Origin of the sequence: Puia sp. P3, from assembly GCF_050632245.1 — a bacterium.
In the GTDB taxonomy this organism is placed as follows: Bacteria; Bacteroidota; Bacteroidia; order Chitinophagales; family Chitinophagaceae; genus Puia.
Window position 1 is genome coordinate 6,126,463 of record NZ_CP192583.1, and the last position, 14,775, is coordinate 6,141,237.

15 protein-coding genes are annotated in these 14,775 nt (G+C 56.2%); 6 read left to right on the top strand and 9 right to left on the bottom strand.

Annotated features, from left to right (window positions below; genetic code table 11):
* Positions 1 to 105 precede the first annotated feature (105 nt).
* From ACQ86N_RS38625 to ACQ86N_RS38660, 8 genes are all read right to left on the bottom strand, one after another.
* Positions 106 to 246 carry a hypothetical protein gene (locus ACQ86N_RS38625; RefSeq protein ID WP_431211673.1) on the bottom strand — a complete coding sequence of 47 codons (141 nt, stop codon included), beginning with the start codon at positions 244 to 246 and terminating at the stop codon, positions 106 to 108.
* Between the two features lie 131 nt (positions 247 to 377).
* Positions 378 to 746 carry a carboxypeptidase-like regulatory domain-containing protein gene (locus tag ACQ86N_RS38630; protein ID WP_431211674.1) on the bottom strand — a complete coding sequence of 123 codons (369 nt, stop codon included), beginning with the start codon at positions 744 to 746 and terminating at the stop codon, positions 378 to 380.
* 115 nt (positions 747 to 861) lie between these two features.
* Positions 862 to 1,128, bottom strand: a complete 267-nt coding sequence (locus ACQ86N_RS38635; RefSeq protein ID WP_431211675.1) for a LytR/AlgR family response regulator transcription factor — start codon at positions 1,126 to 1,128, stop codon at positions 862 to 864.
* 2 nt (positions 1,129 to 1,130) lie between these two features.
* Positions 1,131 to 1,574 carry a LytR/AlgR family response regulator transcription factor gene (locus ACQ86N_RS38640; protein WP_431211676.1) on the bottom strand — a complete coding sequence of 148 codons (444 nt, stop codon included), beginning with the start codon at positions 1,572 to 1,574 and terminating at the stop codon, positions 1,131 to 1,133.
* Entirely contained in the window at positions 1,568 to 2,689 is a 1,122-nt protein-coding gene (locus ACQ86N_RS38645) for a sensor histidine kinase (RefSeq protein WP_431211677.1), read from the bottom strand. The genes ACQ86N_RS38640 and ACQ86N_RS38645 overlap by 7 nt, the downstream gene beginning before the upstream one ends.
* 232 nt (positions 2,690 to 2,921) lie before the next feature.
* Complete coding sequence (locus tag ACQ86N_RS38650; RefSeq protein WP_431211678.1) at positions 2,922 to 4,235, bottom strand: amidohydrolase family protein; 1,314 nt, start codon at positions 4,233 to 4,235, stop codon at positions 2,922 to 2,924.
* Between the two features lie 12 nt (positions 4,236 to 4,247).
* On the bottom strand, positions 4,248 to 6,416 hold the full coding sequence (locus tag ACQ86N_RS38655) for an amidohydrolase family protein (RefSeq protein ID WP_431211679.1): 2,169 nt from the start codon (positions 6,414 to 6,416) through the stop codon (positions 4,248 to 4,250).
* Positions 6,417 to 6,418: 2 nt separating this feature from the next.
* Positions 6,419 to 7,378: a hypothetical protein gene (locus ACQ86N_RS38660; protein WP_431211680.1), complete on the bottom strand. Its 960-nt coding sequence runs from the start codon at positions 7,376 to 7,378 to the stop codon at positions 6,419 to 6,421.
* A 78-nt stretch (positions 7,379 to 7,456) separates the two neighbouring features.
* Here ACQ86N_RS38660 and deoC point away from each other — a divergent pair, with 78 nt between their 5' ends.
* The 4 genes from deoC to ACQ86N_RS38680 are packed head-to-tail and all read left to right on the top strand — an operon-like array spanning position 7,457 to position 9,919.
* On the top strand, positions 7,457 to 8,101 hold the full coding sequence (gene deoC / locus ACQ86N_RS38665) for a deoxyribose-phosphate aldolase (protein WP_431211681.1): 645 nt from the start codon (positions 7,457 to 7,459) through the stop codon (positions 8,099 to 8,101).
* On the top strand, positions 8,098 to 8,241 hold the full coding sequence (locus ACQ86N_RS38670) for a hypothetical protein (protein WP_431211682.1): 144 nt from the start codon (positions 8,098 to 8,100) through the stop codon (positions 8,239 to 8,241). Before deoC ends, ACQ86N_RS38670 begins: the two co-directional genes overlap by 4 nt.
* Before the next feature lie 11 nt (positions 8,242 to 8,252).
* Positions 8,253 to 8,687, top strand: coding sequence for an SPOR domain-containing protein (locus ACQ86N_RS38675; RefSeq protein ID WP_431211683.1), 435 nt, complete (start codon positions 8,253 to 8,255; stop codon positions 8,685 to 8,687).
* 44 nt (positions 8,688 to 8,731) lie between these two features.
* Positions 8,732 to 9,919, top strand: coding sequence for a M20 metallopeptidase family protein (locus ACQ86N_RS38680; RefSeq protein ID WP_431211684.1), 1,188 nt, complete (start codon positions 8,732 to 8,734; stop codon positions 9,917 to 9,919).
* Between the two features lie 218 nt (positions 9,920 to 10,137).
* On the opposite strand, the gene ACQ86N_RS38685 is transcribed toward ACQ86N_RS38680, so the two are convergent.
* Positions 10,138 to 11,223, bottom strand: a complete 1,086-nt coding sequence (locus ACQ86N_RS38685) for a hypothetical protein (protein WP_431211685.1) — start codon at positions 11,221 to 11,223, stop codon at positions 10,138 to 10,140.
* 313 nt (positions 11,224 to 11,536) lie between these two features.
* Between ACQ86N_RS38685 and ACQ86N_RS38690 the strand changes: the two genes are divergently transcribed.
* Positions 11,537 to 13,939, top strand: coding sequence for an NADP-dependent malic enzyme (locus ACQ86N_RS38690; RefSeq protein ID WP_431211686.1), 2,403 nt, complete (start codon positions 11,537 to 11,539; stop codon positions 13,937 to 13,939).
* A 13-nt stretch (positions 13,940 to 13,952) separates the two neighbouring features.
* Positions 13,953 to 14,690, top strand: coding sequence for an MlaE family ABC transporter permease (locus ACQ86N_RS38695; RefSeq protein ID WP_431211687.1), 738 nt, complete (start codon positions 13,953 to 13,955; stop codon positions 14,688 to 14,690).
* Positions 14,691 to 14,775: the final 85 nt, after the last annotated feature.

The window sequence follows — 14,775 nt, forward strand, 5'->3', positions numbered from 1 at the left end:
TGACGGAGCCGTTGTTGCCCAGGGACCTGTTCTTTTTGAGCCGGATATTGATGATGCCGGCGTTGCCCGAGGCTTCGTAGCGGGCCGAGGGGTTGGAGATGATCTCTATGGCCTCGATCTGTGAGGACTGGATGGTCTTGAGATAGTCGGCGAGGTCGCCGCCGTTGAGGGGACCTGGCGGCCGTCTATGTATACCTTTAGCCCGTTCTTGCCGCTGAGGCTGATGTTATTGTCTTTGTCGACCATGACGCCGGGTGATTTCCTTAAGAGCTCGAGGGCGTCCCGGCCGACGGCGTTGATGCTGCCTTCGACGTTGAGGACGGTCTTGTCGGCTTTTACTTCGATGGCGGGTTTGTGGGTGGAGACGACGACTTCTTTCAGGCTTCCTGCCTTTTGGCCCAGTTGGAGGGAGGGGACTGTTGTGTTTCCGTTGACTGGAATGGCGCCGACCTGCGGTCGGCGTAGCCGATGTGGGAGAGTTGGATGGTGTAGGTGCCGGCGGGGATACTCTGGAAGGAGTATTTGCCGGTGGGGTCGGTGGTGGTATATTTTAGAATGGAGGTGTCGGCGGATTTGCCCGAGGATTGGGCGGCGGCTTTGCCCGAAGGGTCGGCGGCTTTTCGGATGCCGACGGTTGCGCCGGAGACCGGTTTTTGGGATTCGTCAAGAACGGTGCCTGAGACCTCCTGAGCAATGGCTGCCGTGCTCAGGCAAACGGTCAGGATGATTAGCATTAATTTTCGCATTAGAATCAGTTTTACAAGCCGTAAAACTAGTTCGGTGCAAAAAGACGGGAGAGCGTTTTTAGCCGAATGAAGCAATATTCGCTGAATGGTAGGATTTGCGCGACGAATGACAGTGTTATTTGTATATTTTTTCCATGACCTCCTGGCGGTGTTCGCGGGAAATCGGGATAAGCCTGCCGTCGACCTCGACGCAGTTGCCGTCGATCATGCTTACTTTGTCGATGGCGATGGTATACGAGCGGTGTACGCGGACGAATCTTTCCACCGGCAGCTTGTCGGTGATGTCGGTGAGCGACTGATAGGAGATGAGCGCCTGGGTAGGGGTTTTCACGCGGATATAGTCCTTGAGGCTCTCGATATAGAGGATGTCGTTGATCAGCACCTTTACGAATTTCCGGTCGACTTTGAGGAAGAGATAGTCGGTGGTTTTGGGGGTCTCGCCCTTTTTTGCAGGGGCTGGCTGACGCTGAGTTTGAGTTTGACGAGTTTTTCCATCGCCTTCATCCAACGGGGGAAGGAGACGGGTTTGACGAGGTAGTCAATGACTTCCAGCTCGAAGCCTTCGACGGCGTAGTCGCGGTAGGCGGTGGTGATGATGATGAGGGGTGGTTCTTTGACGCTCTTTAGAAACTCGATCCCGGAAAGCAGGGGCATTTCGATATCGAGGAAGACGACGTCGAAGGGTTTGTTCTGTAGTGCCTGAAAGGCCTCGACGGCGTTCTCGCAGCGGGTGATGTTGTGGGCGTCGAGACGGCCGAGGTAGTTCTCGATCACGTCGATGGCGAGGGGTTCGTCGTCCACGATCATATAGTTGAGGGTTTTCAGCATAGGGGCATTTTTAGGAGTACGCTGAAGATGCCTTTTTCCGTCCGGATATCGAGGTGGTAGCGGGTGCCGTAGAGGAGGTCGAGGCGGCGGCGGACGTTGGCGAGGCCGATGCCTTTGCCATTGGCCGGGGGTTGCGGGGACCAGGCAGAGGGGGCGTAGGCTGGCGCGTCCTGTGTTAGCGGGTTCTCCACTTTGAAATAGAGGAACTCGTCGTCCAGCCAGAGGGAGATATCGATATGGATCCGGCTGATATTGTTCTTGACGCCGTGTTTGAAGCTGTTCTCGAGAAAGAGGATGAGGATCATCGGCGGGATGGCGATATCGCCCGCGAAGCCCGACCAGGTAAAGTTGATGGTAAGGCGCTGGCCAAACCGGAGTTTCTCCACGTCCAGATAGTTCTGCAGATAGTCGATCTCTTTGACCAGCGGCACCATCGGAACGTTGGACTCGTACAGCATATAGCTCATCAGGTCGGACAGTTTGAGAATGACGCCGGGGGCGTCGTCGGACTTCTTCAGCGTGAGCGAATAGATATTATTCAGGGTATTGAAGAAAAAATGCGGGTGGATCTGCGAGCGGAGGAATTTCAGCTCGGTCTCGAGGTATTGCTTTTCCTTTTCCTTCATCCACTGCTGGTTGAGAAAAGAGTCCTTGAGAAATTTGATCCCCGTCACCATGCCCATCAGGTAGACCTCCTGGACGGCAGCGACGCTGACGGTCCGAAGCCCGATCTGCATTTTCCCAAAATGAACGGGATCTATCTGTGCATGTACCTTTTCGACGAGCATAACGACAACGGCGCAGGCAAGGATGTCCAGCAGCAACGCCAGACCATAGTATAAATATTTCCGCGCGAAAAGAAGATGCGGTATTAGCAGATAGATATTGACATAGGCAAATAACGCCTGGAAAACGAGCAGCACCAGGTACATGAGGCAATTCCCGGGCGTGACAGCGTCTCTCAGACTGGCGTATAATACCAGCAGCAACCCAAAATAGGCCAGCCAAAAAAGCAGGTGGTAAAGCCAGCGCCTTCTCAGGAGACGCGAACCCTGTATATCCTTCGCAAAGGAAGCGCCGGCAAGAGCATTCGTATTGATATAGCTGTCGGACATGTAGTTGGATAAAATTAAGAATTTTGGTATTGGGGGAGGGAGTTGTTCTCTGGACGGTAAGATTTGCGCGATAGAATGCAGTGGATGCACGATGGGGGGACTGCCGTGGGGGGCATTTTCGACGGGGGGATGGCGAATCCGGCGAAGAGTATAAAAGCAGAGTAAATGGCAATACACGTGCAAAAAAAGAAGGCCCCTGTTTGGTGGCCTTCACATTTTTTGGAAGAGCTGGTTATAGCCCGTATTTGGTCATGTAGCGGTGGTACAGCTGGGTTTGTTTGTTCTCGAGGCTGACTTCGCGGCCCTGGATGAAGGCGTGTTCGATGATGCTGGAGCGCATGTCGAGGATGTCGCCGTTGCTGATGACGACGTTGGCGTCTTTGCCGGCCTCGAGGGAGCCGGTGCGGTCGTCGACGCCGAGGATCTTTGCGCTGTTGAGGGTGATCGCCTGGAGGGCCTGCTCTTTGGTGAGGCCGTGGGCTGCGGCGACGCCGGCGTTGAACATGAGGTTGCGGTAGCGCGTTTCTTCGTGGCCATCATTGATGCAGAAGAGGACGCCGGCCTTTTGGAGGATCGCGGGCACCCTGAATGGCTGGTCGTAGTCGTCGTCCTCGGTGGTCGGAAGACTGTTGGTCTGCTGCAGGACGACGGAAATATTGTTTTGTTTCAGCAGGTCGGCAATCAGCCAGCACTCGCTGCCGCCGACGATGGTGACGTCAAAACCAAACTCCTTCGCCATATCGACGGCGATGAGCATCTGTTTGAGCTGGTCACCGTGGACGAAGAGTCGCTGTTGTTTCGTGAACAGGCCTTTGACGGCTTCGAACTTCAGGTTGGTTTCCTTGTGTGCCGACTCGGCCTGATACGCCCTTGCCTCGCGGAAGAAGGTCCTGATCTCGTCGACCTTGGCCGGGGCCTCTTTCACCGGATCGGATGGGGCCCGGGCGCCGAAGCGGCCGCCGCCACCGCCGAAGCGCCGGGGACGAGTGATAAAGCTCGGAAGGGTGATGTGGATCGCGTTGTCCATCTTATAGGCTGCGTCCTCCCAGTTCCACGCGTCGAGCTGGACGACGGTAGACGAACCGCTGATCGTCCCGCCTTCCGGCGTTACTCCTGCCAGCAACACGCCGTTGGCCTTGAGTGTATTGATGATCTTAGAATCGGTGTTGTATGCCACTATCGACCGGATGCTTGGGTCGATGTCGCTGATCTCCTGGAAGTCGTTGGAGCCGCGGACGCCGCTGCCAATCTCCTTCAGGCCCAGGTCGGTGACGGGGAGGATAAGACCGGGATAGACCTGCTTCCCTTTTGCGTCGACGACCTTTGCGTCACCGGCCGGTGTGAGGCCCGTGCCGACGCGAATGATCTTGCCGTTGTCGACTTCGACGGAACCGCCTTCGATGACCTGTCCGTTGCCGACGTGAACGGTACCGCCGGTGATAAAGAGTTTGCCTTTATAAGGCTTTGCCGGATAGACGTCGTCCTGCGCCTTCAGCGTCGCCGCAGCCAGGAAGGAGATCGCCAGTATATATATGGATCTTTTCATTGTTGTAGTATTTTATTTGTTTGCGTCAAGGGCGGCGCTTTCGTCGCCGTCCTGTTCGTCGATGGTCAGCAGGCCTTCGTGGTGGCCGTGGTCGCCGCAGCTGAGCTCTACGTGGAAGCTCGGGGTCGCGGGCGCCATCGTGGCACCTGATCGCTTCTCACCGATGAGTTTCTGGATGAGCCGGTTGCGCTCGGCGGCGATATTCCTGCGCAGCCGGGCGTCCCGGTCGATGTCGAAATAGACGATGCCGTCGACGATGGTCTTCTGCGGAACGGCGTAGATGCTCAGGGGATTGTCGTTCCACAAGACGAGGTCGGCGTCTTTCCCTTCTTTTATGCTGCCGACGCGGTCGGCTACGTGGAGCGCTTTGGCCGGATTGAGCGTTACCATCCTGAATGCGTCGTCTTCGGACATGCCGCCGTATTTTACAGATTTGGCCGCTTCCTGATTGAGGTGGCGAGCCTGCTCGGCGTCGTCGGAGTTGATGCAGACGTTCAGCCCCACTTTTTGCATGATGGTGGCGTTGTAGGCGATAGCGTCCTGTACCTCCATCTTATACGCCCACCAGTCGGAGAAGGTCGATACGCTGGCGCCGTGTTCCTTCATCTTGTCCGCCACCTTATAACCTTCCAGTATATGCGTAAAGGTATTGACGCGGAACCCAAATTTCTCGGCGACCCGCATGAGTGCCGTGATCTCGCTCTGGACATAGGAATGACAGGTGATAAACCGCTTGTGTTCCATGATCTCGACGAGTGCGTCCAGTTCGAGGTCGCGGCGAGTGACGTTCGGCGCCGTTTTCCGTTGCTGCTGGTAGTCCTTCGCGCGGGTAAAGGCGTCCATCAGGACTTCTTCGACTCCCATTCGGGTGTCGGGGAAGCGATTGTTGTTGGAGGAGGTGGTCCGTTTGACGTTCTCGCCGAGCGCAAATTTTATAAAAGGGTCCCAGTTCCTGAACTTCAGGCCTTCGTCGTCGACGCCCCAGCGAAGTTTGATCAGCTGGGTCTGGCCGCCGATGGTGTTGGCGGAGCCGTGGAGGATATGCGAGCTCGTGACGCCCCCTGCGAGCTGGCGGTAGATGTTGATGTCTTCGGGGTTCAGGTTGTCTGCGATGCGCACCTCGGAAGTCACTGACTGCGCGCCTTCGTTGATGGAGAAGGCCGCAATATGGGAGTGCTCGTCGATGATACCCGGCGTCAGCCATTTGCCGGTGCCGTCGATAGTGGCGGCGCCTGCGGCGGAGAGGTTCTTTCCGATCTTAGCGATCTTGCCGGCTTTGACCAGTACGTCGGTATTTTCCAGCCGCCCTTCTTTTTCGTTGGTCCAGACGAGGGCATTTTTGATCAGGAGGTCTTCCTGTTTGGGAAGGCTGTCCCAGCCGTAGCCGTCGAAGGGATAGAGGACTTTGCCTATTTTGGCTATTCTCTTATGGGTCGTGTCGGGGGTGGGCGGCGTTGCTTTTGTGAAGGTAGCCGTCCAGACGACGAGGTTGCCGGCGGAATCGGTACCGTTGCCGTTCCAGCTGCTGCCGTTGACTACGCCGCTGAGGTGGGTTGCGGCGGGGACGCGGCCGCCTGCGCGGCGGCCCGGGGTTTCTGCCCCGCGGCCTGGGACATCGCCTCCGCGGCCGGCTGCGGGCACTGGGAAACTAAGAGAGATGAGGACTCCGTCGTAGCTGAATTTCGCGTTGAGGGTGTCTTTGCCGATGATGCTGGCGGATGTCGGGGACTTGACGTCGAGAACATAGTTGCCGGTAGTTCCGCCGGCGACGGTCACGGCCAGAGCGTACTGGCCTTTAATGTCTTTCCAGGCTTCTTTCTTTACGTCGTATTTTTTGCCCTGTACCCAGTTCTCCACGATGCTGGTCTTTTCGTTGAAGACCGGACCGTTGGTGATCAGAAAATTGGCCAGTTTGCCGGCGTCCAGGCTGCCGACCTTGTCATAGATGCCGATGAGGGTCGCGGGGGTCTTTGTCAGCGCTTCGAGCGCTTTATTTTCTGAAAGGCCATAGTCGAAGGCTTTGCGGAGGTTGGTAAAGAACTGTTTCGTATCGTGCATATCCGAGGCGGTGAGACAGAAGGTGATGCCGGCCTTCTCGAATGCTCCAGGATTGGTAGGCGCCATTTCCCAGTGTTTCATATCCGCGAGGGAGACATAGCGGGCGTCGCCCGGGTCTTCCACGTCTACGGCCTGGGGAAATTGAGGGGAATGATGTAGGCTGCTTTGGTTGCGATGATCGGCTGCATCCGCTGGTATCCGTTGCCGCCGGCCTTGATGATATACTGAACTCCGAACTCGTCGCCGATGCGGTCGCCGTGGAGGTCGCCCCATTTGTCCCCGCCGTCGAAGAGCTGGGGGAGCGTTTGTTGTTCGTTCCATGCCTGCAAAGACAGATTGGTTCCTTCGTGCGCGGGCAGGCTCTTGTACCACTGTGCGTCGAGATAGGTCTGGCGAAGCAGGGCGATGGAGCCCATCAGCGAGCCGGGGTAGCTCTGTGTGGAGGATCCTTTATTCAGCGAATAGTTGGCGGACGCCCTTTGTTTGACTACGACGAGGTTGTCCTTGTCGTTGGCGAGGGTGACGACTACGCCGGTGCCGCGGGCGATGCCGTCTTTCAGGTGCGAAAGGACGGTGCCGAAGCCTATTTCGCGGAGCGGCTTTGCCTTTGCGTCGTCCACTGTGAAAAGACGGGAGGCGTCGGTCTCGGGGTGGATGGCCTGGTTCCAGTTGTAGGCGCCTTTTGTATTGGAGGTTATCTGCGCCGGCGCCCGGAAATCGAAGGCGGGACGGGCTGTACCCCTCTCAGCGGCTGGGATGCCGTAGTCGCTGTAGATATCGATAAATGAGGGATAGATATATTTACCGCTGCAGTCGACGACGACGGCGTCTTTGGGCACGGAGGCCGAGGGCCCGGCGCTGACGATGAGGCCGTCGCGGATGACGAGTGTCGCATCCGACATCGTTGTCTGGCCGTCCTTTATGATCGTTGCGTGGGTGAAGGCATAGCATCCTACCCTGGGATTGGCTACGCCGTTCACGGGGAAAGTTGTCTGGGCCTTGCTAAAAATGGAAATCAGTGAGATCGATGCGGTGAAGGCGAGGGTGAGAATCTTTCCCCTCGGATGATGTTGCGAGCTTCTCATGTTGTGTTAGTTGAAAAATGGTCCCTAATTTAGGTAAATGGAGTAATTTTACTGTTTGAATATTATATCAACGGTAAAATGTCGGTGATTAACATCGCTTCGTATATAGATCATACGTTATTAAAGCCAACGGCTACACATATTGATATAAACAAAATATGTAACGAGGCCCTGGTATATGGGTTCGCCGCGGTGTGTGTGCCGCCGCCATTAGTGAGGACGGCTGCGGCTACGGCTCATCCGGCGATAAAAGTCGCGACTGTGATCGGCTTTCCTTTTGGTTATTCTGCGACGGCGGCCAAGCTGGCGGAAGTCGAACAGGCTATTGCCGACGGAGCGGACGAGTTGGATATTGTCATCAATCTGGTAGCTTTGAAGGAAGGTTACTGGGACCGGCTCGAAGAAGAGATGAGTATACTGACCCGGCGGATCCATGCATCGGGGAAGATTGTGAAGGTGATCATCGAGAGCGGGATCCTGACCGACGAAGAGATCGTGAAGTGTTGTGGGATCTATAGCCGGGTGGGTGTGGATTTTCTGAAGACGTCGACGGGATATGCGGAGAAGGGGGCGTCGCTTGCCGCGGTGCGGTTGATGAGGGGGCATTTGCCGGCGCGGATAAAGATCAAGGCTTCGGGGGGATACGGGATTATGGATTTGCGGCTTCGCTGGTGGAGGCCGGGGCAGAGAGGTTGGGGTGTAGTGCGAGTGTGGAGATTGTGAAGGGGGAACATACGGAGCCGGGACACCCGGCGGGACCCGGCGGCTCGGGGGTAGCGGCGGGGCTGGCGGCGGCGCGGGGGTTGGAGGCGGCTACTGAGGCTGGTCCGCAGGGATTTGGCCGGACATTTGCAGGAGTGTGAAAAAAATTACTATGTATAAACTTCTCTTAATCGTCACTTTGTTCATGGCCCAGCGAAGCCTGGCCCAGACCGACTCAACGGCGACCATGGGCTCGGCGGCGGTTGTGAAAGACCCGCGTGTGGACAAGCTGATCCTTAAACAGATAGAGATCAATGCGGAGACGACGAGGGAAACCCGCAAGAATATGCCGGGGTTTCGGATACAGGTGATCAACACGACCGACCGCAGTAAGGTCTTTGCGGCAAAGGCAAAGGTTTACCAGGAATTCCCCGATCTGAAGCCCTATCTGTTGTATCAGGCGCCGAACTATAAATTAAAAGTAGGTAACTTCAAGACGCAGGAAGAGGCGGAAGAGATGCAGAAACAGCTGGAACGACTGTTCCCTTCGGGTACGTATGTTATCCGGGACGTGATCGAGGTGAAGATCGCGGACGACCCCAGGTGAAGATCGCGGACGATAACCACTAATAAAATTTTGATCCCATATCCATGTTAAAGGAAAAGATTCAGCAGCTCGCAAAAGAATACGCCCCGGACTTTATATCGATAAGGCATCATCTGCACGCGCACCCCGAACTCTCTTATCAGGAGTATAAAACGTCGCAGTTCGTTCAGGAGAAGCTCTCGGAGCTGAAGATCCCGTTCCAGGTAATGGCCGGCACCGGTGTAGTGGGGTTGCTGCAGGGAAAGAACCCGGGCAAGAGAGTGGTTGCGCTGCGCGCGGATATGGACGCCCTGCCCATCAGGGAAGAGAATGATATTCCTTATAAATCGACCAACGAGGGAGTGATGCATGCATGCGGGCACGATGTTCACACGACCGTGTTGCTTGGAGCATCGCGCATACTGAACCAGCTGAAGGACGAATGGGAAGGGACGGTCAAGCTGATCTTCCAGCCCGGAGAAGAGAAGAATCCCGGCGGCGCGAGTCTGATGATAAAAGAAGGGGTATTGAAGAACCCGGAGCCGCAGGCGATCTTCGGATTGCATGTGCATCCGGGACTGGAAACTGGCAAGTTGAGTTTCCGGGGCGGTATGGTGATGGCCAGCGCCGACGAGATCTATATTACCATCAAAGGAAAGGGCGGACACGCGGCTGCTCCGCACCTGACGGTGGATACGATCCTTGTTGCCTCCCACCTGGTGGTGGCTCTGCAGCAGATAATCAGCCGCAACCGTAATCCTTTGTCCCCGTCTGTTCTTTCGATCACCTCCGTGCAGGGCGGTTATACGACCAATGTCATCCCCAGCGAGGTCAGGCTGATGGGTACCTTCCGGGCTATGGACGAGGAATGGAGGTTCCGCGCCCACGAGCTGATCCGTAAGCAGGCCACCGAGCTGGTCCATAGCATGGGAGCGGAGATCGACCTGCATATCGACGTCGGATATCCGATGGTCTACAACAATGAAGCGCTGGATACGGTCGCCCGGGCTGAGGCGAGGGAGTTCATGGGGCGGGACCGGGTGCTGGAGACGGAGATACGGATGGGCGCTGAAGATTTTGGGTATTATACGAGGCAGATACCGGGTTGTTTTTACCGGCTCGGGGTGATGAATGAAGAGAAGGGGATCACGTCGGGAGTGCATACGCCTACTTTTAATATCGATGAGTCTGCGATCGAGATCGGGGCCGGGATGATGGCGTGGCTGGGGGCTCATACGAATTTTGGGCAGTAGGGAGCAAACACCTTTTCTATGATATACTCCTTTGTCAGGAGCTTCTTCATCCTGCTGTTCGCAGCTGTGTCATGCAGCGGTTATGGAGGAGATCCCGAAAATTGATTCGTTGTTTCCTTTCCCCGAGAAGGACACCTGTGACAGGTATCTGCGGCTGGGGCCGCTGTCCAATGTGAACAGCAAATATCTCCTGAACAGGCTGCCCTCGTGGAATAATTTTACTCTTCATCCCAACTACGACGAATACTGGAAAAAGCAGGCGATGTCTTCGATCCTCGACTCGCCGCGTGTCCCGACGCTGACCGTGGGCGGATTCCGGGACCGAGGAAGATATGTACGGTCCCCCAAAAAAATTCGGGATCCGGAACCGGACTGGGTCGTGAAGCTGATAGACGTTTATCCGGAGAGCGATCCGGCGGAGCAGAGGATCTACCGATCCGGGGGAGGCCGTCGTGTATTTTGTTGCCGGTGGTGGAGTAGTTATTGGAGCCCACGCGGAAGATGAAATGGGTTGCGTCTTTTAGGGGGAAGCGGAAGTCGCCCCAGGACGTTATTGCCGGGTAGGCGGCCCGGAGTGCGACGGTGTCGGAATCGACGGTGACAGTTGTCAGTCCGATGGTGTTGTATTTTCCGGTGATCTTTGGGGAGTACAGAGGGACGCTGTCGCGGTCCTTCAGGCTTCGGAGCCAGGCGCTGTCTATGGCGGCGAAATCGTGGATGCCGGATACGGATGAGGTATCGTAGGCGAATTGGTTCCTGTAGGCTTCGAGTTCGTCGCCGATATCGTCTCCTATGCTCAGTCCCGATGACTTATTAAACACCAGCTGGCCCTGGGCGAATTGAAGACCGTGGGTGACTTCGTGGACGAAACTATAGGTGTTGTTGTCGCCGTCCTGTATTCCAAATACAATATACCTGCTGGCGGTATCGTAGACGGTTGCGCCGGCGCTTTGTGTGGACGGAACGGTTTTGACGATGTAATAATAGGGAGAGTCGTCGTGGCGGAGGAAATCGAGGGTGGCGACGATCTTTTTTAGCCTTGTGACGCGTTGGTTGAGGAGGGTATCGCTTTTGCCTTGGGCGGCGAGGCGTTGCTGCTGACGGGTGAGCTGGCGATAGCGGGTGTTGACCTCGTTTTCGTGGTGGCGCCATTCGCGGAGTTCCTTTTTGTAGTTGATGTCTTTTTTGCGGCCGATGGTGTCGGAGGGTGTGGGGGATGCGTGGAGGGGGGTGAAGCTGAGGAAGAGCAGGGAGCAAAGGATGGTCTGTTTGCCTTTGAGGCAAAGGTTTAGGACGGGTGGCATAAGGATCGATTTAGGGAAATTTAGAATATGTTCGTGCTTTTTGAGTGCAGTGGGGGTTTTTGCTCTTTTTTTGGGGGTGATGTGAACCGCGCAGGGGGTGTGAACCGCGCAGGGGGCGTGAACCGCGCAGGGGGTGTGATCCGCGCAGGGGGTGTGAACCGCGCAAGACGGGAATGTCGAGGGTGGCCTGAACCGCGCAGGGTATGCAGGGGAGGGAGTTCGGGGTGGGAGTTTGTTGGGTAAAAAACGGGGGACGAGGGGTAAAATCGGTCAAAACCGGGTTTGGCAGCATTTTCGTATTTTGCAGCGGTTTATGGACCCCTGGTCCCCTATGGAGGACCTGCCCGGACGGCGGGGTAGCCACGCCGCCGGAACGATAAATTTCCCGTATGCAAAAAAACAGCTCCGAAAAGAGCAGGCGCTTGAATATCATTCGAAAGGACGGCCAGGTAAGATAGAGGTCGTTCCCACAAAGGAGGCGAAAACTCAACGAGACCTTTCCCTGGCTTACTCTCCCGGCGTAGCGGAACCCTGCAAAGAGATCCACAGGAACGTCGAAGACGTCTACAAGTACACCGCCAAAGGCAATCTGGTTGCGGTGATCAGCAACGGTACCGCGGTACTGGGTCTGGGCGATATCGGCCCCGAGGCGTCGAAGCCGGTAATGGAAGGAAAGGGTGTACTTTTCAAGATTTTCGCAGACATCGACGTTTTTGACATCGAGATCAACGAAAAAGACCCGGAAAAATTCGTCCAGATCGTCAAGGCCCTCGAGCCCACGTTTGGCGGGATCAATCTGGAGGACATCAAGGCCCCGGAGTGTTTCTATATCGAACGCGAGCTCAGGGACCAGTTGAAGATACCCGTCATGCACGACGACCAGCATGGCACGGCCATCATCAGCAGCGCCGCCCTCCTGAACGCCCTCGAGTTACAGAAAAAGAAGATCGATAAGGTCCGGTTCGTGATCAACGGCGCCGGCGCCGCGGCGATGGCCTGCGTCAAACTCTACGTCGCGCTGGGCGCCAGGCCGGAGCATTTCACCCTGTTCGACAAGGACGGCGTGATCCACGAAGGCAGGACCGATCTGGATGAAGAGAGAATGAAATTCGCCGTCAGGAAGAATGACTGGACGCTCGAAACGGCGATGAAAGACGCCGATGTCTTCGTCGGTCTGAGCGTCGGCAATGTGGTCACTCCCGAGATGGTCAAATCCATGGCGCGCAAGCCGATCGTCTTCGCGATGGCCAACCCCGACCCGGAGATCAGCTATGAGCAGGCGACCGCCGCCCGGGAAGACATCATCATGGCTACGGGCCGCAGCGACTATCCCAATCAGGTGAACAATGTCCTCGGATTCCCCTTTATCTTCAGGGGCGCGCTCGACGTAAGGGCGAGGCAGATCAATGAAGCCATGAAGCTGGCTGCGGTAAAGGCCCCGGCCGAACTCGCCAAGACGCCCGTTCCGGATATCGTGAACATGGCCTACAACGAGAAGAATATGGTCTTCGGCCCGACCTATATCATACCTAAACCTCTGGATCCCAGACTGATATCGACTGTTAGTCCCGCAGTTGCCAAGGCTGCGATAGAAAGCGGCGTGGCCGGGCAGCCCATCGACAACTGGGAAGCCTATTCCATCGAACTAAACAGGAGACTGGGTCTGGACAACCAGCTGATGCGCGTGCTCAGCACGAAGGCCCGTCTGAACCCGAAAAGACTGGTGTTCGCGGAAGCCGACAACCTCAAAATATTAAAGGTCGCACAGCTGCTGTATGACGAAGGCGTGGCCTATCCCATGCTGCTGGGCGACGAGAGAAAGATCCGCCATATCGCCGCGGCCAACTCGATCGATCTGGACGGAATGCCGGTGATCAACCCCTACAACGACGAATACGAAGAGCAGCGCAAGAAATTCGGAGAGTTGTTCTTCGAGAAGCGCCAGCGCCGCGGATTCAATAAATACGAGGCGGCCAAGATCATGCGCGACCGCAACTATTTCGGCTGCATGATGGTGGAGACCGGCCTTGCCGACGCCATGATCTCGGGGCTGACCAAGAACTACCCCGATACCATCCGGCCCGCCCTTCAGGCCATCGGCACAGAAGACGGGGTGAAGAAGATCGCGGGTATGTATCTGTTGCTGACCAAGAGAGGACCGCTGTTTCTCGCCGACACGACCGTCAACTTCAATCCCACCGCCGAAGAGCTGGCGGATATCACGCTGCTGGTCGCCCGCGAGGTACAGCATTTCAACCTCACCCCGAGGGTCGCCATGCTCAGCTACTCCAACTTCGGGACGAGCAATTCCCCCGAGGCCAGACTGGTGGCGGAAGCCAGGGAGATCGTGAAACAAAGGGAACCAGGCCTGATCGTAGACGGTGAGATGCAGGCCAGCGTGGCGCTCAACAACGAACTGATCCGGGAAAACTACCCCTTCAGCGAGCTGGTGGACCAGGAAGTGAATACGCTGGTATTCCCGAATCTCGCAGCCGGCAATATCGCTTACAACCTGCTGAAAGAAGTGGGCGGCGCCGACGCGATCGGGCCGATCCTGCTGGGACTGAAAAAACCGGTGCACGTTTTACAGCTGGGCAGCACCGTGCGCAATATATATAACGTAGCTTTGGTGGCAATAGTCGATGCACAGATCAAATGCAAGACCTCCGATGAGGAGTCCAGAAAGGCGCCCTGGTGGAAAAGGGTAAAACATTAACCAAATAAGTAAGATGAATTTTTTCTCGGAGTTCGGGCTATATCTGCTGACGCTAAAGGGAATGTTCTCAAAGCCGGAAAACGGCAAGATGTACTGGAAGGAATTCATGCACCAGTGCTCGGATATCGGCATCGGCTCGCTGGGCATCGTTGCGATCATCTCCGTGTTCATGGGTGCGGTATCGACGCTGCAGACGGCCTACCAGCTGGTGAGCCCGCTGATCCCCTCTCTACCATCGCGCAGATCGTCCGGGATACGGTCATCCTCGGAGTTTTCGCCTACCCTGGTCTGTATCGTATTGGCGGGTGTGGTCGGCAGCAAGATCGCGAGTGAACTGGGGAATATGCGGGTCAGCGAACAGATAGACGCGCTCGAGATAATGGGCATCAATACCAAGGCCTATCTGATCATGCCCAAGCTGCTGGCGGCGATCTTCGTGATCCCCATGCTGATCGTCATATCCATGGTGCTGAGTATCTGGGGCGGCCGGGTGGCCGGTACCGCGACGGGGATCCTGTCCTCGGCGGCTTTTGATAAAGGGCTTCATCAGTACTTTAAGCCGTATAACGTATTTTTCGCTCTCGCCAAGTCCTATACATTCGCCTTTATCATTTCGAGCATTCCCGCCTATTTCGGGTATAATGTACAGGGCGGCGCGCTGGAGATCGGAAGGGCAAGCACCAAGGCGGTGGTTGTGAGCTGCGTGCTGGTGCTTTTTGCGGACTATGTACTTTCGGCGATCCTATTGTGACTTGCCCTGGAAGCAACCGCCGAAAGTTCATCAAATCATTGGCTCCGGTTAGGCCGCGATAGCGGCGCAGCGGAGCAGAGACTGA